The 21,233-nt window shown below is 57.8% G+C and carries 28 protein-coding genes; 15 read left to right on the top strand and 13 right to left on the bottom strand.

Features of this window, described 5'->3' with window-relative positions; genetic code table 11:
* Window positions 1–16 precede the first annotated feature (16 nt).
* The 3 genes from SH664x_RS05970 (at window position 17) to SH664x_RS05960 (ending at window position 2,912) form a co-directional block, all read left to right on the top strand.
* Window positions 17–1,348: a hypothetical protein gene (locus SH664x_RS05970; RefSeq protein ID WP_437205872.1), complete on the top strand. Its 1,332-nt coding sequence runs from the start codon at window positions 17–19 to the stop codon at window positions 1,346–1,348.
* Window positions 1,349–1,428: 80 nt separating this feature from the next.
* A complete protein-coding gene (locus SH664x_RS05965; protein WP_437205871.1) occupies window positions 1,429–2,364 on the top strand; it encodes an aromatic alcohol reductase in 936 nt (311 codons plus the stop codon).
* A gap of 287 nt (window positions 2,365–2,651) precedes the next feature.
* On the top strand, window positions 2,652–2,912 hold the full coding sequence (locus SH664x_RS05960; protein ID WP_437207187.1) for a DnaB-like helicase C-terminal domain-containing protein: 261 nt from the start codon (window positions 2,652–2,654) through the stop codon (window positions 2,910–2,912).
* Between the two features lie 102 nt (window positions 2,913–3,014).
* Here SH664x_RS05960 and SH664x_RS05955 read toward each other — a convergent pair whose 3' ends face one another.
* The 4 genes from SH664x_RS05955 to SH664x_RS05940 form a co-directional block, all read right to left on the bottom strand.
* Complete coding sequence (locus tag SH664x_RS05955) at window positions 3,015–4,139, bottom strand: ATP-binding protein (protein WP_437205870.1); 1,125 nt, start codon at window positions 4,137–4,139, stop codon at window positions 3,015–3,017.
* Between the two features lie 201 nt (window positions 4,140–4,340).
* A complete protein-coding gene (locus tag SH664x_RS05950) occupies window positions 4,341–4,652 on the bottom strand; it encodes a hypothetical protein (protein ID WP_437205868.1) in 312 nt (103 codons plus the stop codon).
* A gap of 45 nt (window positions 4,653–4,697) precedes the next feature.
* Window positions 4,698–5,054, bottom strand: a complete 357-nt coding sequence (locus tag SH664x_RS05945) for a helix-turn-helix domain-containing protein (protein WP_437205867.1) — start codon at window positions 5,052–5,054, stop codon at window positions 4,698–4,700.
* A 23-nt stretch (window positions 5,055–5,077) separates the two neighbouring features.
* Window positions 5,078–5,494 carry a hypothetical protein gene (locus tag SH664x_RS05940; protein ID WP_437205865.1) on the bottom strand — a complete coding sequence of 139 codons (417 nt, stop codon included), beginning with the start codon at window positions 5,492–5,494 and terminating at the stop codon, window positions 5,078–5,080.
* Window positions 5,495–5,696: 202 nt separating this feature from the next.
* Between SH664x_RS05940 and SH664x_RS05935 the strand changes: the two genes are divergently transcribed.
* The 5 genes from SH664x_RS05935 (at window position 5,697) to SH664x_RS05915 (ending at window position 10,632) form a co-directional block, all read left to right on the top strand.
* The gene (locus SH664x_RS05935) at window positions 5,697–6,941 is read left to right on the top strand and encodes a phage portal protein (protein WP_437205864.1); all 1,245 of its coding nucleotides are present in this window, start codon (window positions 5,697–5,699) and stop codon (window positions 6,939–6,941) included.
* 60 nt (window positions 6,942–7,001) lie between these two features.
* On the top strand, window positions 7,002–7,454 hold the full coding sequence (locus SH664x_RS05930; RefSeq protein ID WP_437205862.1) for a hypothetical protein: 453 nt from the start codon (window positions 7,002–7,004) through the stop codon (window positions 7,452–7,454).
* Window positions 7,455–7,547: 93 nt separating this feature from the next.
* Window positions 7,548–8,021, top strand: coding sequence for a hypothetical protein (locus tag SH664x_RS05925; RefSeq protein ID WP_437205860.1), 474 nt, complete (start codon window positions 7,548–7,550; stop codon window positions 8,019–8,021).
* Between the two features lie 75 nt (window positions 8,022–8,096).
* The gene (locus tag SH664x_RS05920; protein ID WP_437205858.1) at window positions 8,097–8,264 is read left to right on the top strand and encodes a hypothetical protein; all 168 of its coding nucleotides are present in this window, start codon (window positions 8,097–8,099) and stop codon (window positions 8,262–8,264) included.
* Complete coding sequence (locus SH664x_RS05915) at window positions 8,257–10,632, top strand: hypothetical protein (protein ID WP_437205856.1); 2,376 nt, start codon at window positions 8,257–8,259, stop codon at window positions 10,630–10,632. The genes SH664x_RS05920 and SH664x_RS05915 overlap by 8 nt, the downstream gene beginning before the upstream one ends.
* Before the next feature lie 184 nt (window positions 10,633–10,816).
* Here SH664x_RS05915 and SH664x_RS05910 read toward each other — a convergent pair whose 3' ends face one another.
* Window positions 10,817–11,128: an RHS repeat domain-containing protein gene (locus SH664x_RS05910; protein ID WP_437207284.1), complete on the bottom strand. Its 312-nt coding sequence runs from the start codon at window positions 11,126–11,128 to the stop codon at window positions 10,817–10,819.
* Window positions 11,129–11,879: 751 nt separating this feature from the next.
* On the opposite strand from SH664x_RS05910, the gene SH664x_RS05905 reads away from it, so the two are divergent.
* The 4 genes from SH664x_RS05905 (at window position 11,880) to SH664x_RS05890 (ending at window position 14,600) form a co-directional block, all read left to right on the top strand.
* Window positions 11,880–12,368 (top strand): cupin domain-containing protein, encoded by a 489-nt coding sequence (locus SH664x_RS05905; protein WP_437205854.1) that lies wholly within the window; start codon window positions 11,880–11,882, stop codon window positions 12,366–12,368.
* A gap of 27 nt (window positions 12,369–12,395) precedes the next feature.
* Complete coding sequence (gene sigJ / locus SH664x_RS05900) at window positions 12,396–13,247, top strand: RNA polymerase sigma factor SigJ (RefSeq protein ID WP_437205852.1); 852 nt, start codon at window positions 12,396–12,398, stop codon at window positions 13,245–13,247.
* 59 nt (window positions 13,248–13,306) lie between these two features.
* Window positions 13,307–13,771: a carboxymuconolactone decarboxylase family protein gene (locus SH664x_RS05895; RefSeq protein WP_437205850.1), complete on the top strand. Its 465-nt coding sequence runs from the start codon at window positions 13,307–13,309 to the stop codon at window positions 13,769–13,771.
* Window positions 13,772–13,835: 64 nt separating this feature from the next.
* Window positions 13,836–14,600 (top strand): SDR family oxidoreductase, encoded by a 765-nt coding sequence (locus tag SH664x_RS05890; RefSeq protein ID WP_437205848.1) that lies wholly within the window; start codon window positions 13,836–13,838, stop codon window positions 14,598–14,600.
* Between the two features lie 120 nt (window positions 14,601–14,720).
* Here the strand turns inward: SH664x_RS05890 and SH664x_RS05885 are convergent, their stop codons facing one another.
* On the bottom strand, window positions 14,721–15,116 hold the full coding sequence (locus SH664x_RS05885) for a tautomerase family protein (protein WP_437205846.1): 396 nt from the start codon (window positions 15,114–15,116) through the stop codon (window positions 14,721–14,723).
* Between the two features lie 63 nt (window positions 15,117–15,179).
* Window positions 15,180–16,793 (bottom strand): benzoylformate decarboxylase, encoded by a 1,614-nt coding sequence (mdlC, locus tag SH664x_RS05880; protein ID WP_437205845.1) that lies wholly within the window; start codon window positions 16,791–16,793, stop codon window positions 15,180–15,182.
* Window positions 16,794–17,249: 456 nt separating this feature from the next.
* On the opposite strand from mdlC, the gene SH664x_RS05875 reads away from it, so the two are divergent.
* The 3 genes from SH664x_RS05875 to SH664x_RS05865 all read left to right on the top strand — a co-directional run bounded on the left by SH664x_RS05875 (window position 17,250) and on the right by SH664x_RS05865 (window position 19,158).
* Window positions 17,250–17,471, top strand: a complete 222-nt coding sequence (locus SH664x_RS05875; protein ID WP_437205844.1) for a transposase — start codon at window positions 17,250–17,252, stop codon at window positions 17,469–17,471.
* A 977-nt stretch (window positions 17,472–18,448) separates the two neighbouring features.
* Window positions 18,449–18,769 carry a transposase gene (locus SH664x_RS05870; protein ID WP_437203707.1) on the top strand — a complete coding sequence of 107 codons (321 nt, stop codon included), beginning with the start codon at window positions 18,449–18,451 and terminating at the stop codon, window positions 18,767–18,769.
* Window positions 18,724–19,158, top strand: coding sequence for an IS5 family transposase (locus SH664x_RS05865; protein WP_437202032.1), 435 nt, complete (start codon window positions 18,724–18,726; stop codon window positions 19,156–19,158). Before SH664x_RS05870 ends, SH664x_RS05865 begins: the two co-directional genes overlap by 46 nt.
* On the opposite strand, the gene SH664x_RS05860 is transcribed toward SH664x_RS05865, so the two are convergent.
* From SH664x_RS05860 to SH664x_RS05835, 6 genes are all read right to left on the bottom strand, one after another.
* Window positions 19,123–19,629, bottom strand: a complete 507-nt coding sequence (locus SH664x_RS05860; RefSeq protein ID WP_437205842.1) for a hypothetical protein — start codon at window positions 19,627–19,629, stop codon at window positions 19,123–19,125. The genes SH664x_RS05865 and SH664x_RS05860 overlap by 36 nt on opposite strands.
* A complete protein-coding gene (locus SH664x_RS05855; RefSeq protein ID WP_437207185.1) occupies window positions 19,596–19,739 on the bottom strand; it encodes a hypothetical protein in 144 nt (47 codons plus the stop codon). The genes SH664x_RS05860 and SH664x_RS05855 overlap by 34 nt, the downstream gene beginning before the upstream one ends.
* An 18-nt stretch (window positions 19,740–19,757) precedes the next feature.
* Complete coding sequence (locus SH664x_RS05850; protein ID WP_437205840.1) at window positions 19,758–19,895, bottom strand: hypothetical protein; 138 nt, start codon at window positions 19,893–19,895, stop codon at window positions 19,758–19,760.
* A 106-nt stretch (window positions 19,896–20,001) separates the two neighbouring features.
* Entirely contained in the window at window positions 20,002–20,451 is a 450-nt protein-coding gene (locus SH664x_RS05845) for a 3-hydroxyacyl-CoA dehydrogenase family protein (RefSeq protein WP_437205838.1), read from the bottom strand.
* Window positions 20,452–20,612: 161 nt separating this feature from the next.
* Window positions 20,613–20,750 (bottom strand): hypothetical protein, encoded by a 138-nt coding sequence (locus SH664x_RS05840; RefSeq protein WP_437205837.1) that lies wholly within the window; start codon window positions 20,748–20,750, stop codon window positions 20,613–20,615.
* Window positions 20,747–21,040, bottom strand: coding sequence for a hypothetical protein (locus tag SH664x_RS05835; protein WP_437205835.1), 294 nt, complete (start codon window positions 21,038–21,040; stop codon window positions 20,747–20,749). Before SH664x_RS05835 ends, SH664x_RS05840 begins: the two co-directional genes overlap by 4 nt.
* Between the last annotated feature and the right edge of the window lie 193 nt (window positions 21,041–21,233).

Below are 21,233 nucleotides of genomic sequence, written 5' to 3'. Positions count from 1 at the left end.
TTGGGCGGAGTTTGTCGTGAAGACGATTGTCCAGTGCCCGCAATGCGGCTCCAGGTTCCGGCTTCCAGCTGACCAGCTTCAGCGGCAATGCAGCTGCCGGAACTGTCAGCACATCTTCTCCGGTCACGAAGGGACTGCAGCGATCGCAGCAGAAGCGACTCCGCAATCGCCCCCCCGAAAAGGAAAGTTCAAACTCACCGCCTTTTCCGCGGTCGGATTGGCTGTACTGATCGGAATTGCGACCTGGTTCCTGATGCCGCAGACGTCCAGAGTAAACGCGGCTGCCGATCCCGGTTTGGCGGCCATGGCCAACGACCGCCGCGAGTCCGCCCGGAAGACGATTACGGTCGAATCATTCGACTGTTACTCCTCCGGCCGCTCCGACCCCACCGCGAACGTCGTCGAACAGCAGGACGACGTGAATCGCGTCTGCACCTTATTGACGAGATTGCCCTCCAAGGAAGGCGAGCTGCCCGCCCATCCGGTCCGAGTCGGTGCCGATGAAGCCAATATCGAACTGACGATCAGCACATCACCGCCGTTGCACGTCCGCAGGAAGATCCACAAAGACGGCAAATCGACTTTGGAGATCAAGCACAAAACCAAGGAAGGAATCGAATCGAAAGTCACGAGCCCCCAGAAGGTGCTGGATGCTCTCGTCGGCTCTGTCGCGTTTGATCCGCTGGCATTTACCAGGATGAAGCCGCAGGAGCAGGTGGAGATTCTGAAGCGGCTGGTGGGAGTCGACACGATCGATCTTAATTCCGACATCGAAGATGCCTTTGAAGATCGGAAGCAGCAGAAACGGGAACTGGAAACGTACGTGGCGGTCACCGCTCAGATGCCGCATTACGACGAACTTCCGGAAACCGAGGAGCCGCTGGACCCCGCCGAGGTTCAGAAGGAAGTTGAAGCCGCTCTGCACAACAACAAGCGACTCGAGAGCATTGAGTTTGATGTCGTTGAGAAACAGGCGAGCGTGAGTCGGGTTCGCTCTCGTATTCGGGAACTGCAACAAGCACTGGAAGACGCCCAACAGCATCTTGCCGCCTGCGAGGAAGATCTGCAGGTCTCGATCGAGCTCCAGGAAACAATGACGCGAATCGATGTGGCTCCACTCGTGCAGAAGTCCACTCTGATCGCAGAACACAACTGGAAGCTGTCCGAGAACAAGGCCTCTCCCCTGTGGGTCTCCTTGCTAGGGGGCGAACTCCGGGTGTTCATTCCACCGGCACTCCCGACTCTGGTCCCCCAGATGGAGGGATCTATAATGCAGCAGGGAAATGCCCCTTCAAATGAACACAACTGGCGATGCCGCAATTGTCCGTGTGCAATCTCGAACTCCTGAGGAGTAGAAGGAAAAACGACAGGCGAGAGCCTCCCAAATAATTTACCCACGTCCATCGATGATTTACGGAGATGAAAATAATGCCAAACAAAAGCTCGATTCTCGTTCTCGGTGCAGGGGAACTTGGCATGTCCATTCTTCGGAGTTTGTCCAAGCGGGGCAGCCAACGCTCGGAAGCCGATTTGACTGTTCTTCTCCGTCCCTCAGCAATCGCCAGCAATGACCCTACAAAACAACGGGTCATCGCCGAGCTTCGATCGCTCGGTGTGAAGTTTCTCGCCGGTGACCTCGTGTCGAGTTCCGCCGCCGAACTTGCGAGCCTGTTTGCCGACTTCGAGACTGTTATTGGCTGTACCGGCTTCGTCACAGGGCGCCGGAATTTGCTGAAACAGGCCCAGGCTGCAATCCTGGCTGGCGTGAAGCGATTCTTCCCCTGGCAGTTTGGGGTCGATTACGACGTCATTGGCAGAGGCAGTGCTCAGGATCTGTTCGACGAACAACTCGATGTGCGAGACCTGCTGCGTTCACAAGACGGCACGGAATGGGTCATCATCTCAACGGGCATGTTCACCAGCTTCCTTTTCGAGCCCTCTTTCGGAGTGGTCGATCTTGCAAATAGTACCGTGCATGCGCTCGGGAGCTGGGATACTGCGGTGACGGTGACGACCCCAGAGGACATCGGAGAGCTGACGGCGGAGATCGTCTTCACGGAGCCGCGATTTGTTAATCGCATTGTCTACACGGCAGGCGACACCATCACTTACCGGCAACTGGCCGACGTCGTTGATTCCGTACTGAACTGCCAGGTGCAACGTGTGGAATGGAGCGTCCCATTCCTGAAAGATGAACTGGCGAAAGATCCCGAGAACACGTTCAAAAAGTACCGGTTAGTGTTTGCGGAAGGCCGAGGAGTCTCTTGGGATGTTGCCCAGACATTCAATGCTCTCCGTGGCATCGAAGTCATGGATGTCGAGAAGTGGGCCCGAGGCAACCTTCCCGATCGCAGGAAACCCTGAACAGGGATTGTGCCGCTTGAAAATCCCCGCTGCTCGATGTTCAGCGTGCTGTCCGGGGGAAGCCCGGGTCAGATTCTTGCTGATCGTCTTTGGGGCGAGACAGGCGAGAACTCGTCCATACTGAGAATGAAGCATGCTCGCCACATGCTCTGCCACCAAGCAACCGCAGCGACGTTCTCCGTGCGACGGCTGAGGTTCCTGACCAAGAGGCTCGACATCCCGGTGATTGCACGTGCTCCATTGAATCGCGGTGTCGCACAGCCATTGGGCAGGATGCTGATGGGGTGATGATTCTGCACCGGCCCGAGGCGTACGATCCGGAAAACCGCCCGGGCGAGGCAGACCTGATCGTGGCCAAAAATCGTCACGGTCCCATCGGAACGGTCGAACTTGTCTGGCTCAAGGAGATGCTGCGGTTTGGTGACAAAGCCGTTGGGTGGATGCGCGCCGCGCGCAGCAGCAGGGCCTGCAGCGTCGCAAGCCCCTCCCCGGATTCCTCCGGTTCTTCCGGATCACGACTCAGCACCGGCCTTGATCAACACGGGTGAGTAGCGCGACGAGTGGGGGCATGATTACCTCGCAAAATTGTGATCATCGACGACAAAGGCTGATCACCGCAGCGGGAACTTCGCGTCAAGGAGATTGGAGAATTACGCCTGACGTCGCGGCAATTGGACTGTGAAGGTGGTCACTCCGCCCGCAGAATGTACCTCGACATCGCCGCCGTGGGATCTCGCAATTTCGCGAACGATATAGAGCCCCAGACCGAGCCCGCGGTCGTCGGTCTGACTGTCCACCCCCGAAGTACCTCGCCGGAGTGGATTAAAGATCTGTTCCGACATGGCGGCATCGATTGTGGAGCCGTGATTGGACACTACCAGAGAGGCAGCCGCTTCATCGCCGCTGATCGTCACGCGGATCGGCTTGTCAGCGGACCCATAGCGAATGGCATTGGATACGAGATTGCGGAGCAGCTGCTGCAAGCGCGGACCGTCCCAACACCCGAGGCTCTCGCCCGTTGCGGACAGTTCGATCTTGCGTTCGGGGTGCGTGGCCCTCAGCTGCCCCAGTTCGTCCGCGACAATCCCCATCAGGTCTATGTCGGACGGGGCGATCGGGATGCCCAGGCCCAACGTCGTCCGATTGAAATCCACTAAATCGTCCAGCAGCGCTTGCATCGACGCTCCACTGCGGATCTGCAATTCGGCTGCTTCCGAGACCTCTTCACCCGCATTGAGCGCCGAGAGATACTGGGCCGTCATCAGAATGACATTGAGCGGGTTCCGCATGTCATGCCCGAGCATCCCCAAAAATAGGTTCCGATGTTGCTCCACGAGGGCAGAGTAATGGCTCACCGACTCGGCAATGGCCTGATCGATGGCCTCGTTGAACCGGATGATTTCGTCCACTTCCGGTTCGGCAGCGGTGCTGTGGTCCATCCACAACCGCAGGACACTCGAACGCAGCGCGCGGTACTCTACAACAAGCTGGTTGATGTCGAAGCCGCTCCGAGCCCGGAGCACCGCATGCGTCTGAGCTGCCGTTTCCGGCTCGTCTGGCGCCTGGATCGCCCTGCCCTTGGACTTTTCGGATTGCTCCTCCCGGCTCTGGGGGGTGGTGATGTCAGCGGCAATCGCGAGGAGGATTTCCTGCGCATGGTCGCGGAGTGCCAGCTCGGTCATATGCCGTGCCGCAGGCAGAAGCGTGGCAGCGAATGCCACCCACTCTTGCACAATCGCCTCCATGTGATGTGGAATAAATTCCGACAATCGCATTCGCCATTCCTTCGATAAGAAAAAGGACTCTCGAAGCCGCCGTCTCGTCAGGGATTTGCCCAGTGCGGTCGATTCTAGCCAGCCGGCTACCGGTTGGCAGGTGTCCCCTCCGGAAATTGCCTACTGAGCGATCTTTGCGTGCACATCACCGGAAGCAAAGGCCGGGGAAGAATCACAATCGTCATCGACGACAAAGGCTGATCACCCCAGCGGGACCAGCTTCCCGCCTCGGATGAGTGCCACGCCTCCCTTCGGCCGCGTCTGGAGAAACGCGAAGAACTCGGCAGCGGGGACCCCCTGCACCTCGGTGTCATCGCCCGCTGACAGCTGGTGCTCGAACTCCACTGCCACGCGGCCGTCGTCGAGACTGCCGAGCACGGTGAGGGAGCCATCCGGCTGCGGCTCGATCGCGCAGCGGATCAGCGGCTCTGTTCGCGGATCACGGTGAGGGAGTTGGACCATGCTTTTCGGAAGAGTGAAGAGGTCGTACCGCATCAACGAAAGAAGGGTCATTCTGTCGAATGACCCTTCGGCACTTAGTCCAGGTGCTGCTCCGAATCATACCGGCTCAGCAAGTTGTAATAGGCGCTTTCTCCAAATGGTTGGGTTATGCCGAATCTCGTCGAGGAAACGTGCGGCCATTCCCGACGGAGGATTGACCCCTTGTTCCCAAGACTGGACGGTTTTCACGCTGACACCGAGAAATTCGGCAAATACCGCTTGGCTGGCCCCCAAAAGCTCCCTCGCCGCTCGGGCAGTCTGGGGTGAATAGTGGGTCGGCTGGAGGCTCAGTTTAATCGTGCGAACATTGAACTGCTCGGAGATTTCGGAGGAAGACTCCAAAGCTTCGGTGAACTCCTGCATACCCTCAATGAGTTCAGCAGCAAGTCGCTTCTTGGTTTGTTTTGATTTCATGCTCGGACTCCTAGACCAGACGACTAGTTATATCTTCCTTTCGCAAAGGCATTCCGTTGCCGTTCGATGATTTGGCTGACGGTCTTCTTCTCCGCCGGCAGCAGGTCCAGTTTTTGAGACTTCGGGTAGACCAGATTCAAAGTCACGATATGAAACTCCTCGAAGAACACATAACAGATTCTCAGGGCACCTCGTTTGCCCGTATTCCAGTCTTGCGGGGAAAACCGCATCTTGCGGAGGCCTCCCGTACCCGCAATGACTGGGGAAAATTTTGGGTTGGCCATGATCATGGTCTGCACTGCCGCCAAGACTTCGTCTCCCAGCTGGAGCTCGCCCCAAGCCCGGGTAAACGGCTTCATTTCAATGAAGTGCAGGAGATCTACGGGCACGGGATAATGGCTCGGATAGGCCAAAATTGCCGAAACGATCTGGCGTTTCATGGAGTACGATCCTTCTTCGTCGCGTCATGCGTCCCTGCCTTAACTTTATCCCATTGAATAGTAGAGTCAAGCACAATATCCGGATACCGGATCCACCGCAAGCAATCTTGAGGAAGGTCCTGCGGAAAATTGTGAATCTGGTAAAGAGTACAAATCAAGGCGCAATCCGCGCCGCATGAGTGACACCCCCAGAGGCTCACTCATGTTCGATCGCATCCGCGCCGCGTTCTCCGCTTTTCGCTCCCCTGTCGAACCAGTCATCGCAGACGACGACTGGAAGCACTGGAACCGGGGCCTGAAGCTGATCAAAGCCTCGTTTGAGGCGGGGCTGCCCCGGGATGACCTGTGGACGCTGGCCGACTTTCGCGACGCTGACGCCACGCTGAAACCGCACATCCGCCGGCGGATCCGCAGCCGGGGCCGTTACGAACGGGCCAACAATCCGTTGGTCGATCGAGTCGTCAACGTCTTCGCCGAAGATGTCGTGGGCGAAGGGGGCCCGTGGATGACGGTCGCCAGCGGCAACGACCGGGTGAACTCCTTCATCGAAACCGCCTGGGCCCGCTGGTGGACGGCTTCCAATCAGGCCGGAAAACTCCGGACCGCCGTGGAGGCGGAATCGGTCGACGGGGAAGCGGTCGGCCTGATCCACATGAATCCGGAAATCGTGCCGCTGCAGCATCCGCTGGTGGCGGTGGCCACGGATGTGGCTCCCATTGAATGCGACCGGCTCGCCTCCCCCACACAGGAAGACGGCAACCGGCGAAACTATATCGACGGCGTGCACCTGCATCCCGGGACACGGGTCCCCGTGGCGTATGACCTGCTCAAGGCCCACCCCGGGACCGAATATATCGACGTGCTGAGCGAGATCTTCGAAGCCGATACGTTTCCTGCCAGCGAAGTCCTGCACGCCTTTCGCCAGCGTCGGCCGGAACAGCACCGGGGGAACTGCCGCTATGTGTCGGCTTTGCCGATTGCCGGTTACCTGCGGAAATATCTCGAAGCCGATGTGAACCGGCAGGCTCTCCGCGCGGCCTATGCGTTCATGCTCGAGTCCACCGCTCCCGGTGACCAGGGGGAAGAAGGGGGGAGCGATGAGTCGCAGTGGTGGCAGCAGATCAACATGCCGGGTCGACAGGGGATCGGCACCGTTCTCCCCGATGGTTACAAGCCGTTCCAGTTTCAGGCCAGCGGCGAATCCGCCGAGCTCGAAGCCTTTCACCGGATCATCGCCGGCAGCGTCGCCGGCTGTTACGCGATGCCGCTGGGGCGAGCCCTCGGGGAGCATAAGAACGGCGGCTATCCCGGCACCCGCGCTGACTACCGAGATCAACGGCATTGCCGACTTCGCCGAGCGCTGCCTGCAGGCCGCGTTTCAACCGGTCACCGACGCCCAGAACCGCAGGTTTCAACCGCAGAGCTACGAACGGACCATGTCCGATGATGCCCTGCGGGAATGGAATCAGGTCTCGATCCTGTTCACGATCACCTATCAGGGGTTCCTGTGAATCGGCGTCGCACCCGTGTCGGCAATGTTTCGGCCGAATACTTCTTCGATCGCCAGGCGATCATTGACGCCGTTGGCAAGGGGGAAGCCCGGGTCCTCAATCGGGCCGGGGCGATCACGCGCAAAATCGCCCGGCAGTCGATGCGTCGCCGCAAGCGGATCAGCACGCCCGGCAGTCCCCCCAGTGCAAGGCTCGGTTACCTGCGGGACTTCCTGTACTACCAGTGGGATCCGCAGTCCCGCTCAATGGTGATCGGCCCGGCCAAGCTCGCCGGCAGTCGCGGTTACGTGGTGCCGGAGCTCCTCGAATTCGGGGGGACTGTCTCGTTCAGCCGCAACGGAAAGCGGATCACCCAGCGGTTCGCCGCGCGGCCCTACATGGGCCCCGCCTCCCGCGTGGTCAAAGCGAAATTTCCCTCCCTCTGGTCGAACTCCGTGACCAGCCGGTGACCGTCTGCCGCTCCCCGCGCAATCCAGCCTCCCTCTGGTGAACGACCTGAATGGACTGACTGCAAGTCTGGACGAAATGCGAGGGAGCTGCTGATGGCCGGAGAAACAATCGGACTCGACGCCTGCCTGTACATTTCCGAGGACCTGCTCGGAGATGAGGGGGGACCGACATGGGAAGAACTGGAGCCCGTGGGCGAAGTCACGATCAACGACACCCGCAACGAGGGGACCGTCAAGGATCGCCGGTCGCAGTTCGAGAAAACCAAACTCGGGCAGCGGGTCTACTCGATCGACGCGACGGTGACGCACGTCAAAGGGGACGCCACGCTGGCGGCAGTGAGAGCCGCCTATGAAACAGGGGTCCCCATCGCCGTCGCAGCCATGACTGGAGACATTGAGACCCCCGGCGAAGAGGGAATGCAGCTCGACTGCTACGTGACCGCGATGACCAGCCCGCAACCCTTCGAGGACATCCAGACGGTGGACATCACGTTCAAACCGGCCGCCGAATCAGACGAGGAACCGGTCTACGTCGTCGTCGAGGAGGAAGCCCCGCCACCAGGCTAATCACTGGCGGGCATTGAGAATCGGAAAATTCGCCATCCACACGTCCCGGAGAGTCCACAGCTCGGAGAGTCCACAGTGATCAAGAAACAAAGAGTCAAACGCCGAAACGGCGTCGTCAAAGAGGTGTCGGTGCGAGTCCTGAACGAGGAACTCAGCTCACCGGCGTCAACGGTCTCCACGCCAGAATCCAAGGTGGAAGAGTCCACGCAGGAAGAGCCTGAGGCCGCAACCGACGATGAGTGACGCTGAACATCACCGCACACGATTCCACGACTCGACAGGAGAGTCGTGGTTCGTGTCGTTGAGCTACTCGCAGCTGGTCGCCGTCAAACGCAGGACGGGAATCGTCGTCGTCGACTTGGTTGACACGCAGTCGGCCTCGTCGGAGCGGTTCCGTTGCGAGTTTGTTCAGTTCGAGGTGTTGTGCGAGCTGCTCCGTGAGCAGCTGCGGGATCGCAGGCTGACGGAGTCCGAGTTCGCGGCACGCATGCAGCGTGGAGAGACCTGCGAGGCGGCGAACCAGTGCATCCTGTGGGCCATTGTGGAGTTTTTTCCGGAACAACGGGAGCCGTCGCACCGCAGGAGACGAGACCGGGTCAAGAGCCGTCAACGTTCCGACGCCGCGGAACTCTGCCTGCAGCTGGCGGGGATCTTGGGCATTGATCCGGGGCCACGCTCACTCCGTGAACTGGTGGTCATGGTGTCCGCTCGGAGAGATGAGGAATGGGCTCACACCGCCTGGGTTGCGATGTGGGTCGCCAACAGCAACCCCTACCTCGTCAGGCCGAACTTCGACGGCAGCAATGCAGGCTGGACCCGCTTTCCCGCCACGGGCTCGCACGCCAGCAAAATGCAGTCTCCCGTCGCCTCGCACGATGGAGATACAACCTATATTCAGTCGCCAGACAAGTCGACTGCCTCCCTCTTTACAGTGCTGCAGAACCTCCCCAGCGATCTGGATGTCGCCGGCATCCGCAGCCTGCATGTCACGTTTGCCGCGAAGCGAGTGATCTCTGGAGTGTCTGGCGAGCCCGACGACGTGGCGATCTCTCTGCAGCTGTACCGGGCGGACCAGACAACCGCCATGAGCAGCGAATCCGTGGCCCTGATGATCCGCAGCGACGATTACCGGGTTTACGGAGCGACGTTCAACCTGCAAGGGCAGCACCTGCAGCTGAACGACTGGTCCAACGTCCGACTCCGGCTCCGGCCGCAGTACTTCCAACGCGAGGGGGCGGACACGACGGTGCAGATCCGGATCACCGCCCTCGAGGTCACGTTCACCCATGAGCCTCCCTGTTGCATCACTGGCAACCTGCAGTCGTGGCACAACGCCCTGATCGTGTGTGATTCCGACACCGGCAAACTGATCTGGGCCGAGCGATCCACTCTGCCGTCAGGAGCCACGGGAATCAGGGTCGGCACCCCGTTCAGTGACCGGATCGGCATTCAGACCGGCAGCCAGTATTACACCCGCACTCCCGCCGGCAACCGCAGCTCGAGAACCTCAATCCTGGTTCCCACGGCAGCCACAGTTCCGCACGGCGGACAGCCACTGGAAGATCAGGTGGCAGTCTACCCCTCATCGACGGCCGGGAGCGGGTTCCGGTTCACTCGCAGTGACGGAACCAGTTACTCCGTCTCTTACGGAGAAACGGTTGTTGGTGCTTCCCAGCCAGCGGAGCGAATTCGCGGCACCTGCGTTGTTGACGATCATTTCTACGCCCTGTACTCATCACTGAATCCCTCGGGACTGGGAAGTGTCGGAGCACTCGACTACCGCTGGCATCGTGCCAATTTCACGGGCCACACCCTGGAGTCGGCGAGCTACAACGGCGAAAGCCACGTGCAGGTCGATGGTGAAGATCCGGCGACCCACACGCTCGCCAATGTCGCCAAACAAAGTCACGCCGGCCGGGGCCGGTTCCATCACGACGGCACAGCTGCCTACCTCATCGGGAAATTCTTTCGGCGATACACGCAGACTCATAGTTCATGGACGAAAACATCAGGCCGCACCAATCTCTGGGAGGTCAGCTTTACAGACGTCGGCGTGCCGACAGGATCGATCTACGGCAGCGTTTTCCCAGGCACGTTTAAACCACGCACGATCCTCGACGACGCCAATGGAGGATCGGCTCTCTCCGCCTGGAATGGCGACCTTGCTTCAATGGACACCAACCCGGCACTGAAAAACAGTTTCAAAATTGAAGACACAGATCACAGTGACCCGTCGGCGACGAAAAAGCTGATCGTGCGGACGTTCGACGATCGTCCTGCGGACTCCGATCTGATTCACCACATGTGGTACCGGTATCCCCGGGTGATCCGGCTGCCCGGAGCGATGGCGGATTACACCTACGACGACGTGGAGTGGATGACGGACCTGCCGTTTGAAACAGCCCCCGCGACTCCGCCCACGCTGACAACGACTCCACTCCGAGCCCGGCTCAACGGCAACACCGATTCCATCATTGCACTGAGAGATGGCCGACTCACCAGGCTGGCCAAGAGCAACGGAACAATCGAGTGGTCTGTCGGCGTCATAGGTGGAGGTGTACCGTTGCCCCAAAGCATTCTCCATCGCGATCTCCTGCCCGCAGCATCGTAGGCCGTGGTGGTGATCTGATTCAGGGCATTCACCAGGGCGATCGGCTGTTCGGCAGCGTCGTAGACGGTGGTGCTGACCTGGTTCAGTGCATCGATGGTGGCGATCACCCGGCTGTCGGCATTGTAGATTGTTGTCGTGCGATGGCCGAGGGGGGGCCCCATGGCGATGGTTCGCAGCGAGGAGTCTAAACATCGCTGGTGCGGAACCCGAGGGGATTCATCGTCGCTGTGGGCTCATCCGCGCCGTTGTAAATGGTGGTCGAGACCGCTCCCAGCGGATCGATTGTCTCGATCGGTCGACCGGCAGCATCGTAGACGGTGGTGCTGACCTGGTTCAGCGCGTTGGTCGTGGCGATCCGCTCGCCGTTGAGGTTATAGGTGTAGCTGGTCCGCTGGCTGAACGGATCGATATTCGCTGCCAGGCGGGCATCGCTGTAGACATTGGTGGTGCGATAGCCCGCGGGGATGATCTCGGCCAGTTGGCGGCACCCGGCCACAGGGTTAGAACCGTTTCCTGGAGAAAGTCATCCGCTTCGGCAGGATCGGCCAGCACAGAAATGATGAACGCGTAAAGTTGACGTTCATTCGTGAGGTACAGCCGGAGAAACGCGTCGGGAACCGGCGGCGTTTTCTGCTGCTGAAGATTGACAGACACTCTCTTCACCCGTGACGAACCGAGCTCTCAAGTTTGATGACTTTAGCTGGACTGATCTTTGGGGATGATTAGACACCACGCCCCGATTAGAAATCCCGCGCGTCACAGATTTTGGACGGTGGAATTCGCAAAAAACAAAAAGATGTGGAATAACTGCGTGGCACCATTGGGGTTCGTGACTCTGAGAGACAGTCTCGGGCAGAATGTCCGGGGGGCGAGGAGGGGAATCTCGTCGAGATTTGAATTTACGACTCACACACGCCAGAAAAAAATGGGCACCCGTCCATGCGCCACGCGCGAGCGTGCCCGAGTCCGGCAAGGGGGGGCAAATTTCGACATCTTCGTCTCTGGCGAACCCCCGAGGCTGACCAGCTTGTGGGCTTTTCTGAAGCTTGGCTTCGTCCTGAATGGAGAAATGTCGAATGCCTCATGGTGTTTACATCAATTGGCCAAAGTGGCGCGAGCATTGTCGGGCCAACGCGACATCAGAACGACGGGAGCGTCAATTGCAAAAATCCGCAGAAAATCGCGTGAGGGCTGTCACAGATGTGTTCTTCTGGACGTCCTTGATTCAGAGGGCGACATGACCGTCAGTGAAAACGGCTCATGTCGATTCACTGAACACTTTTTCAAGGGAGCATGACATGAAGCAGGTATTCGTGGTTCTCCTTTCTGGTTTTGTGATTGTCTGTGGCGCGTCCGCACATTTCCATGATGCCAAAGAGGGAGAGGTCGTGCGTGTCATCGGAGCTCACGAACTCAGAGAGAAACTTGAAGGCCAAGAAGCCGCCGTCACGGTGGCGGAGGTGACCATTGAAGCAGGGCAAGCGGGACATGCTCACCGGCATCCGGGACCGGTCCTGGTTTATGTGCTCGAAGGAACCTACGAGCTGGGACTCGACGAGCAGCCGACGAAAATTTTTAAAGCAGGTGAAACCTTTTACGAACCCTCCGGAAGCTTGCATCGCGTTTCTCGAAATCCCGCCGAAACAGGCCGCACGCGATTGATCGCCTTTGTGTTGCATCCGCGAGACTCAAAGGAGATCGCCGTTCCCGAAGCTGCGGTGCACAAGCCTCAATGATTACAATTGCCGGCAAGGAGCCAATCCATGAAAGACTACAATTTTCAAGAGTTCCGCTCCCGCATGATGTCCGTCGCCTATCGTATGCTTGGCAGCGTGGCGGACGCTGAAGACGTCGTTCAGGATGCTTTTCTCCGTTTGCAGTTGGCTGGAGAAGTGACCTCACCTGAAGGCTTCCTGGTCACCACCACCACGCGTCGATGTATTGACTATCTCCGGGCGTCGCAGCACCGTAAATCGTACATTGGCCCTTGGGTGCCAGAACCTGTCGACACCAAAGACTGCCAGCCACTGGCGACGCTGGGAGAATCCCTGACTCAGGCTTTCCTGCTCCTGCTTGAGCGACTGTCTCCCGTGGAACGGGCAGCGTTTCTGTTGCGGACAGTCTTTGGATACGAATACGCGGAGATCGCGGCGATTGTCGACAGGTCTGAAGCTCATGTTCGAAAGATCGTCAGTCGTGCGAATCTGCGAGTGACGCAAGACAGGCCACGTTTCTGCTCGACGTCTCCACAAGCGGATGAACTGGCAGATCGATTTTTGTCTGCCTGCCGAAGCGGTGATGTCAAAGCGATCGAGCAACTCTTCACTGAGAATGTCGAAGTTCACTCCGATGGCGGCGGAAAAGTCTCTGCGGCACGAGTTGTGATTCACGGCCGAGAAAGGGCAGCCCGCTTCCTTGCGGGAGTGTTCAGCAGGAAGCGTCGGCACTGCGCCATGACGATCACCAAAGTGAACGGCGAACCAGGAGCCTTCCTTTCGGATCGAGGAACTGTCGTGCTTGTGGCATCCTTGCATCTGGAGGCGGGAGTTCGTGCCGTTTATCTCACCAATAATCCGGACAAGCTCTCCCGCTGGTCTGTCGCCAGAATCCAGTGACGATAGAAAAGCTGTTTGTCGACATCCTGATTCTTGACACATGACATGAGGACAAGGTGATGAAAGCACGTATTCATATCGATAAATCCAGAACGGATTCCTATCGCGCAATGCTGGGGGTGGAAAAAGTTCTGGCACAGTGCAGCATTGAATCGTCGCTAAGAGAACTGGTGAAGCAAAGGGTCTCCCAGATCAACGGATGCGCATTCTGCATCGACATGCACTGGAAAGATGCCCGCGCAGCTGGAGAGACGGAACAACGGCTGTATGGCCTGCCTGCCTGGCGGGAATCTCCCTACTACAGCGATCGGGAACGGGCGGGACTGCTGCTCTGCGAGGAGTTGACCCGCATTGCCGACAGGCCGGTTTCGGAAGAAGTCTTTGAACAGGCTCGCAGTCAGTTCAGTGAGCAGGAACTGGGAGATTTGATCTGGGTTGTGGCAACCATCAATGCATGGAATCGGGTGAGCATTGGATTCGGGAGCGTTCCCGGCGCTTATCAGTCTCCTCAAAAAGTTCATTAACCGGCCATACGGCGGAGAGGGTGTCGCTTTTCAGGCAGGCTTCGTTGACCAAAAGGGGATTTCCATGAAAATCGTCGTCATTGGGGGGAGTGGTCTGATTGGTTCCCAGGTTGTCCATCACTTGCGAGAACGCGGACACGACGCTGTTGCCGCATCTCCTTCAAGAGGGATAAACGCCGTCACCGGGGAGGGCCTCGAACAGGCGTTAGCTGGCTCCGAGGTGGTGATCGACGTTTCCAATCCCCCGTCGTTTGACGATCAGACCTCGCTGCATTTCTTTGAGGTTGCGGGCCGGAACCTGAAATCCGCGGAGCAAATCGCCGGGGTACAACATCACATTGTCCTCTCCGTCGTCGGAACCGAGCGGCTGCAAGAGATGGGATATTTTCGTGCGAAGCTGAAGCAGGAGGAGTTGATCAAGGACTTTGGCATTCCATATACGATTGTCCGGGCGACACAGTTCTTTGAGTTCACCGAAACAATTGCCCAGTCCGGGATGAACGGGAAGGACATCCGTCTTCCTTCGGTCCTGATGCAACCCATTGCTGCCAACGATGTCGCCGTCGCACTGGCGGACACCGCCATGTCTCCTCCCGTCAACGGGATGATTGAACTCGCGGGCCCGGAAGTGATTCGCATGGACGAACTCGTGCGTCGATTTCTGACTGCCAGCGGAGAGAATCATGAAGTCCTGGCTGATCCGCAGGCCTACTACTTCAGCACTCCCGTGGACGATGGCAGCCTGATGCCCAGCACAGCACCGCTCACAGGCATGACGCGGTTTTCAGAGTGGCTGGAGCATGCGTTTCAAAGAACGAAGACTGGCTGATGAAACGATTCAGCAGCGTTAGCGGAGAACTCCCACCCCCCGGAGACTGGACGATGCCCTGTCCCATAGGGGCAATTCTCATAACCAGAGGCATCTTAACAAAGCACAACCAACGCGACTTCATCTCTCTGTAAGCCAGGCTTGTTCCTGTCCTGGCTCTGGCAGGATGCGGCCCCCTTCGATCGCAAAGCGGGCAGGACTGTTTTGGATGACAACCAGTACGCGAGCTGCCGGGATCCCGGTGATGTATGTCGCAGCTTCAGCAATCGCAGAGACCAGTCGGGACGTCTCAGCGTCCGGGTGCCCCGTGCGGACCCATCCATTAATGATCAACGGCTGGGCTGGCTCACCATTCGTGTAGACGTTATCGGCCGCAAGCTCGTTGAAAACGACATTCACATAAGTTCCGGGAACATGATTCACGGCAGAATGAATTCGAGTCACTTCGGCGGCTAATTTCGACTTCACCTCGGGGGGCAGCGTCCCCTGAGCGATGGTGCAGGTATAAACCGGCATACGACACTCCTGCGAACAGTTGATACGAGCTTGACTACTGACGCACATTCCTCTGTCGCCGAGCTACCCCAGGTGTGGCAGCTGTGGCTTGGTGGGGACCACCAGCACAGTCGGTCCGTCGGCGTTCAAAGCGGCAGTAAACTCCCGGGCGAGCGCATCGGTGCTGTCAACGTTAATTCCCCGGCAGCCAAAGCCGATCGCAAGAGAAGCGATGTCAAGTCCGGGAAGATCCAGGCCCGGCACTCCAGGCGTCTTCTCCAGCAGAGCGAACGATTTCAAAATCCCGTATTCGCCATTGCGCAAGACGACGAACACAATCGGTAATTTGTGTTGTGCGGCCGTCCAGATGGCCTGCACTGAATACTCGAAGGAGCCATCTCCGATCGTTGCGACGACTGTTCGTTTGACGCCTCTTGCACGATCGCCCAGAGCGACGCCAACTGCACCGGGAACCCCCCAGCCGATTCCACCGCTCCCCGTCGCAAAGAAGCTGCAAGACCGCGTCGTCGGCAGCCAATTGAATTGGTCGAGCATTGTCGAAGTCGACTCCATGACCAGAGCTGCATCTTCAGGTTTAGTCGACTTCAGCACTTCGTAGACAGCATTCGGAGTGAGCGGAGCAGACGAAGGGGAGTCCGATCTTTGTTGCCGCACGAAGAGTGGGCCGTCCACCTGAGGAGTTTTCGGACGAACCAGCTGAGTCAGTTCGGTCAACGCCAGGCCGACATCGCCAATCAGGCTGTCCCCCACGGGCGCGACTGCAGTGAGGTGTGGGTCCGACGTGATCTGCACCAGCTCGACACCGTCGGGCAAATATTGGCCGCTCACATAGGGGTAGTAGCGGAAGACTTGTGCGCCGATCGCCACGACGAGGTCATGTCCCCGTAATGTCTGCTCCACCTCGGCGATGGTCATCGGGAGCGGCCCAGCATAGAGCGGGTGATCTTCAGGAAATGACACCCTGTCGGGCAATGCGCTTCCATGCACGGGGGCGTTCAGCTTTTCAGCGAAGGCGACTCCTGCATCCCATGCTCCCGCCCTGTCGACTTCAGGACCGATCAAAAGTAATGGGCGCTCTGCCCCATTAATCCGTTCAGCGAATTTGGCCAGGCGTTGCGGATCAGGGGCCACACGTTCACTGATGCTGCGCACGACCGCCGCCCCTAAAGCAGGCTTGTCCCAGTCATCCAGGGGAATCGAAATGAAAACCGGTCCCTTCGGGGGCTGCATCGCCACAGCGTATGCCCGCATAAACGCTGCAGGCACATCTGCGGCTCGAGCTGGCTCAAATGACCACTTCACCCACGGCTGAGGCAACAAAGTCGCGTTTGGATTGTTGAGGTAAGGGTCAGACAAAGACATCTCTCGCGTCTGCTGCCCCGCGGTGACGATGAGTGGGGTATTGGCGCGATAGGCAGCTACCAGGCTTCCCAATGCGTTGCCAGTTCCCGCCGCTGTGTGCAGATTCACCAAGGCGGGTCTGCCGGTGACCTGGGCGAACCCGTCCGCAATCGCGAGCACTGATGCTTCTTGAAGCGCCAGCACGTAAGTGAAGTCATCGGGAAAGTCGCGCAAGAACGATTGCTCGGTTGAGCCCGGATTGCCAAAGACGGTGGTCAATCCCAATGATCTGAGCAGATCGTAAGTCGCGTCATGCACCGTTCTTTGGAAAGTCATTCGATTCTCCAATCGATCAGGAGGTGAAGATCACCGCAGACATACCTGGTTCTTGTAGCGCCCAATGACCAGTGGTCGCCAAGGATAGAATAAGTCGCATTTCGCGACAATGTGGCGCCAGGTTGTTCGGATCGACACGGCGCCACTCGCTGTTTCATAACGTGAGTTATGACAACACCCATCACCTGAGCATGCGGGTCTCCGCCAACGCAGGCCCCAAGCAGGAGAACTTAGCCTCTTGTCCGCGACCTTAATTCGTGCAGCCGGACTTCGAGATCCGTCCTGCGGAGGTGGGGCGCGTTCGTAAGTGATATTCCGTGGAAATCAACGTCTGGATTGCCGGGTCTGAAGGGTTAGAGGCTATCCGGAAAGTGACCTTGCTGTAAATCCGTGGTTGAGATGAAGTTCCTGCGTGGTCTTGGAGGACTCGTTTGGTTGATGAGCAAAGGAAGGCCCATGCTGACACGCAAGCCTTGTCCCAGTGATCTTTCGGATGCTCAGTGGGAACTGATTTCGCATCTCATTCCTCCCGCCAAGTCCGGTGGTCGTCAGCGGGGTGTGAATCTGCGGGAAGTGATCAACGCTCCGCTGTATCTGGAACGCAGTGGTTGTCAGTGGGACATGTTGCCGCACCATCTCCCTCCTTGCAGCAGCGTGTTCGAATACTTCTCCACCTGAAGGGATGACGGCACCTGGAAACTGATGGTGGATGGGCTCCGAGAAGGGGGTGCGAGAGTCTTTGGCTCAGCAGCGGGAACCGACTCCCAGTGCCGGCAGGATCGACGGTCGTCCTGGAGGTCGATCATGATGACGGCGTCCTCAATCTGGACAAGTAGATCCGCGATGCCCTCGCCCCGACCGACCGCCGGATCATCGAGGACATTCCTTCCCAGCCAGGAACCGAATGGAACGATGTGTTGCGACAGATCGTTCCGCCGCACGATCGTGTGCCAGCGTTGCCGTAAGGCAAATCCCGAAATGGCATCCCTCCCTCGTTTGGATGCTATAGCTCACGGCCCCTCGATCACGATAGAGATCGCTGCCGCGATCGGTCCAGATCGACGGTAAAACAGATTTTGTACTCGCCTGTCCTGAATACCGTGAAAGCGGGCGCCCTCTTTACAGCCGAGAAATAGATCTGCGACAAAACTGGGAAGCGTCCAACCTTCTGAGTTGCCATCGCCGGTCAGACCGCGGATATCTTTGACCGATGGGGAAAATCCAGTTTTGTGACTCGCGATCATTTCATGGACGGCCTATGCAGGTATGATCCTCGTGCCAAGCCCAACGCCACTTGGCGGGTTCTCGTATTGAGCGATAGGGACACGCCTGGTGTACGGAAGTGTCCATGGATTATAGAATTGATAGTAGACGGGAAGCTCATTCTCTCTCTCATAGCTGTCGATCGCGTTAATCTGTTCAGACCCAGATTTCAGTGCATTGTATTGAGCCAGTTTCACAACCTTTAGATTACTGAACAGGATTGGCAAGGGATGTGCTTATGAGCAGGGTGAAAGGAGTCTTTCATGCTCATTACTCTGTCGAAATGGCCCGCGAGACGGCGGCCGAACAGGACAGGGTCCAGGACGGCCCCGAAGCCCTTTCTCTCTGATGCACAATGGTTTCTGATCGCGGATCTGTTTCCTGATCTTCCGGTGGGACCGCGTGGAGGACGCCCTTGGCGATCTTCTCGTGAGTGCTTGGAAGGCGTTCTGTGGGTACTGATTACAGGGGCCCGTTGGAAAGATTTACCAGAACGATACCCCTCACCAGTCACCTGTTGGCGACGCCATCGTGACTGGACTCGAAACGGGGTCTTTCGTGCAGCCTGGGATCGATTGCTCAGCAAGCTGCTACAGCGACGTGGCATCGACTGGGAAGAAGCGATCGGTGATGGCTCGTTTTCACGGGCAAAAAAAGGGGTGACGACGTGGGACGTTGTCATCGTGGCAACGGAACCCGCATCCTCCTCCTGACTGATGGACGAGGCATTCCACTCTCGGCATATACCACCTCTGCCAATTACAGCGAGGTGACCACGATCCAAACATTGATTGATCAATGCCCTCCACACGGCAAGCCGCGTCGCCTGCTGTACGATAAAGCTGCCGATGCCGACTGGTTGAGGGAACATCTTCTGTCCCGTGGCATCGAACTGATCTGCCCGCACCGAGACAAACGAACCAAGCCTCGACTGCAGGACGGTCGAGCATTGCGGCGATACGAACGCCGATACCGAATTGAGCGCACTTTCAGTTGGCTGCAGAACTGCCGCCGATTGATCACTCGCTGGGAATACTACGCCGAACTGTTCGAAGGCTTCGTTCACTTAGCCTGCCTGTACACCATCATCAAAGGGTTGTGAAACTACCTCTTTGCACTTTTCTGTAAACTCGAACTCACGCTCTACAGCAATTGAGCGAGCTAAGTCCTCCGGATCGGCAATCCGAGCAAATCCGATTTCGTAGTCAATTCTTCCTTCTTCTACGACACGGTTGCTCGTTGGACAGAGACGCTTCGATTGTAATAGCGCCACCTTGCTAAGCTGAATCTTTCCACAAGAACGAACAAACAGCAGCACACCAACGTCTGCGATCTCCCACTGGTAAAAATGACGAAGCCCCCCGAGAAAATGGCTTTCAATTTTCACAGTCCACGCTCCGTCGATGCGTACTGGCGCAGAAAACTGTGAGAGATGTTCAATCCAAGTTAGGTCCAGTGACTCCTCGAGAAGGTTTGGATTGTTGTGAATCTTCTGAGTGATGCGATGGTCACACTCCGTGAAGACTTGTGAGATCCACTTCAGCACACCTTCTGGCGGTTGAAGATTTGACATAGGCTCTCTTGGAAGACTTTGTATTGGGTGTGTTCAGTAGCTATTTCGCTGCGTCGGTTCCGAAAATACTCTTCAGCCGCCTGACAGGGTACCCACCGCCTCTCCTTCAACGATTCCAGCAAGGCGAGCTATTCTCCGCGGGTCATTGGGGAGTACCGGTAAGGATTCAGAAGAATATTGGTGTCGAGAACAATGGCTCCGTTCTTCCAGAGGCCCTCGAATTCTTTCTCCGTTGGCCGGAAGTGATGCCCGAACAATGTCTTCATCGCGTTTGCCCTCGCTGTATATTGAGACCGCAGAACGATGCCATGTTCCGAAGCGATTTTCCAGCGCCCTCACGATGTCCGACGCAAAGCTGGGTTAAAGAGATTTCTAAATAACGTCGCCCGTCGCAAACACCGGCATTCGTTTCTGCCGTGTCATGACCTCATAGTAATGCGTCGACGGCTTCGACTGCTGCGCAAGCAGAGAAAGTGTGCGCGATACGTCCAAAGCCACATCGATTCCGACAACGTCAAGCAACTCCAGCGGCCCCATGGGCATGATCGGGTAGACGACATTCCCCACGACAACCCCGCGAATGCAGCTGTGGCCGGCAAACCGGACTCCCCGAGCCAACCCGTACGACAGCGGAATCTCAACGGGGATCGGTCGAGAACCTGACCAGGATCCTGATTCCAGTTCTTCTTGAAAACAGAAGAATGCCTGCGGATATCTGGAACGCCGGTCCCGGGAGCCCCATGCGAGAATTTGCAGTTGGCCATTCAGCCACACAGGCAGGACGGGTGACAGGGTGTACGGGCTCGGTTGTTCCGTTGCCATCGTCTCAGGCTTTTATCATAGCCATCCGAGCTGTCGAGATCGACTTCCCGAGTCGACAATCAATCCCCGCTGCCGCAGGATCCATTTCGCGACCTGCTGAATCGCAATCCAGATCAGGGAGTTGAGCACCGGATCAGATAGATCGGCATGGCCGTCACTTTCTAGGCGAGTGCTTTCCTCAGTTGGCGTTCGTCCAGACCCTCGCCGGCGACCGAAAGAGCCAACGGCTCTGCGTGCGGCATCAGGTCCGCAATGTGCCCTTCGAGGACTGCGGTTTGAGCGTTTGTGAGTCGCTTCATGTGGTGTCCTGAATTCTGATCGATGCACCGACCGCAAATTCCATCGTGGCGTGGTTGGAAAACACTCGACTCTGACGAATGTTCGGGTCGATGGGACCGGGCAGGTCAATTTCCGCACCGTCCCGCCAGCGGACCAGCACGGAGTTCTCGAACTTGGTCAGCTCCGGCATTGGCGATCCTTTGAAGCGGATGCCGACGTCTCCGAAGATGACTCGGCCGGGCTCCAACCGGAGCTTTCCGGAATTGAAGGCGTTGAAGAGCCATTCACAGCTGCTTGCAATTCCGCTCATTTTGATCGTCGCCAGTGTCCTAGTTGTCTCAGGGACGGCGAAAGCGGTCTTCCAACCCACACATACCGAAAAATGCGACCAAGGTGGTCAAGCACATCACGATCTGCTGAGCTGATATGAGCTACCCTCGAAGGAACCTCACCCGGGGACCATGGAAGAGCCTCAATCGAGGTCGGTCCCGAAGCCGCTGCGG

It is taken from the genome of Planctomicrobium aquicomposti (assembly GCF_051466325.1).
Lineage (GTDB): Bacteria > Planctomycetota > Planctomycetia > Planctomycetales > Planctomycetaceae > Planctomicrobium.
Note: the sequence above shows the minus strand (reverse complement) of the source record. Positions and strands in the feature narration are given on the sequence as shown.

Bases quoted from the DNA above. Each gene is read 5' to 3' on its own strand.
- SH664x_RS05965 (WP_437205871.1), top strand. From the start codon at position 1,429: ATGCCAAACAAAAGCTCGATTCTCGTTCTCGGTGCAGGGGAACTTGGC.
- SH664x_RS05960 (WP_437207187.1), top strand. From the start codon at position 2,652: ATGATTCTGCACCGGCCCGAGGCGTACGATCCGGAAAACCGCCCGGGC.
- SH664x_RS05955 (WP_437205870.1), bottom strand. From the start codon at position 4,139: ATGCGATTGTCGGAATTTATTCCACATCACATGGAGGCGATTGTGCAA.
- SH664x_RS05950 (WP_437205868.1), bottom strand. From the start codon at position 4,652: ATGACCCTTCTTTCGTTGATGCGGTACGACCTCTTCACTCTTCCGAAA.
- SH664x_RS05945 (WP_437205867.1), bottom strand. From the start codon at position 5,054: ATGAAATCAAAACAAACCAAGAAGCGACTTGCTGCTGAACTCATTGAG.
- SH664x_RS05940 (WP_437205865.1), bottom strand. From the start codon at position 5,494: ATGAAACGCCAGATCGTTTCGGCAATTTTGGCCTATCCGAGCCATTAT.
- SH664x_RS05935 (WP_437205864.1), top strand. From the start codon at position 5,697: ATGTTCGATCGCATCCGCGCCGCGTTCTCCGCTTTTCGCTCCCCTGTC.
- SH664x_RS05925 (WP_437205860.1), top strand. From the start codon at position 7,548: ATGGCCGGAGAAACAATCGGACTCGACGCCTGCCTGTACATTTCCGAG.
- SH664x_RS05915 (WP_437205856.1), top strand. From the start codon at position 8,257: ATGAGTGACGCTGAACATCACCGCACACGATTCCACGACTCGACAGGA.
- sigJ (WP_437205852.1), top strand. From the start codon at position 12,396: ATGAAAGACTACAATTTTCAAGAGTTCCGCTCCCGCATGATGTCCGTC.
- SH664x_RS05895 (WP_437205850.1), top strand. From the start codon at position 13,307: ATGAAAGCACGTATTCATATCGATAAATCCAGAACGGATTCCTATCGC.
- SH664x_RS05890 (WP_437205848.1), top strand. From the start codon at position 13,836: ATGAAAATCGTCGTCATTGGGGGGAGTGGTCTGATTGGTTCCCAGGTT.
- SH664x_RS05885 (WP_437205846.1), bottom strand. From the start codon at position 15,116: ATGCCGGTTTATACCTGCACCATCGCTCAGGGGACGCTGCCCCCCGAG.
- mdlC (WP_437205845.1), bottom strand. From the start codon at position 16,793: ATGACTTTCCAAAGAACGGTGCATGACGCGACTTACGATCTGCTCAGA.
- SH664x_RS05875 (WP_437205844.1), top strand. From the start codon at position 17,250: ATGCTGACACGCAAGCCTTGTCCCAGTGATCTTTCGGATGCTCAGTGG.
- SH664x_RS05860 (WP_437205842.1), bottom strand. From the start codon at position 19,629: ATGTCAAATCTTCAACCGCCAGAAGGTGTGCTGAAGTGGATCTCACAA.
- SH664x_RS05850 (WP_437205840.1), bottom strand. From the start codon at position 19,895: ATGAAGACATTGTTCGGGCATCACTTCCGGCCAACGGAGAAAGAATTC.
- SH664x_RS05845 (WP_437205838.1), bottom strand. From the start codon at position 20,451: ATGGCAACGGAACAACCGAGCCCGTACACCCTGTCACCCGTCCTGCCT.
- SH664x_RS05840 (WP_437205837.1), bottom strand. From the start codon at position 20,750: ATGAAGCGACTCACAAACGCTCAAACCGCAGTCCTCGAAGGGCACATT.
- SH664x_RS05835 (WP_437205835.1), bottom strand. From the start codon at position 21,040: ATGAGCGGAATTGCAAGCAGCTGTGAATGGCTCTTCAACGCCTTCAAT.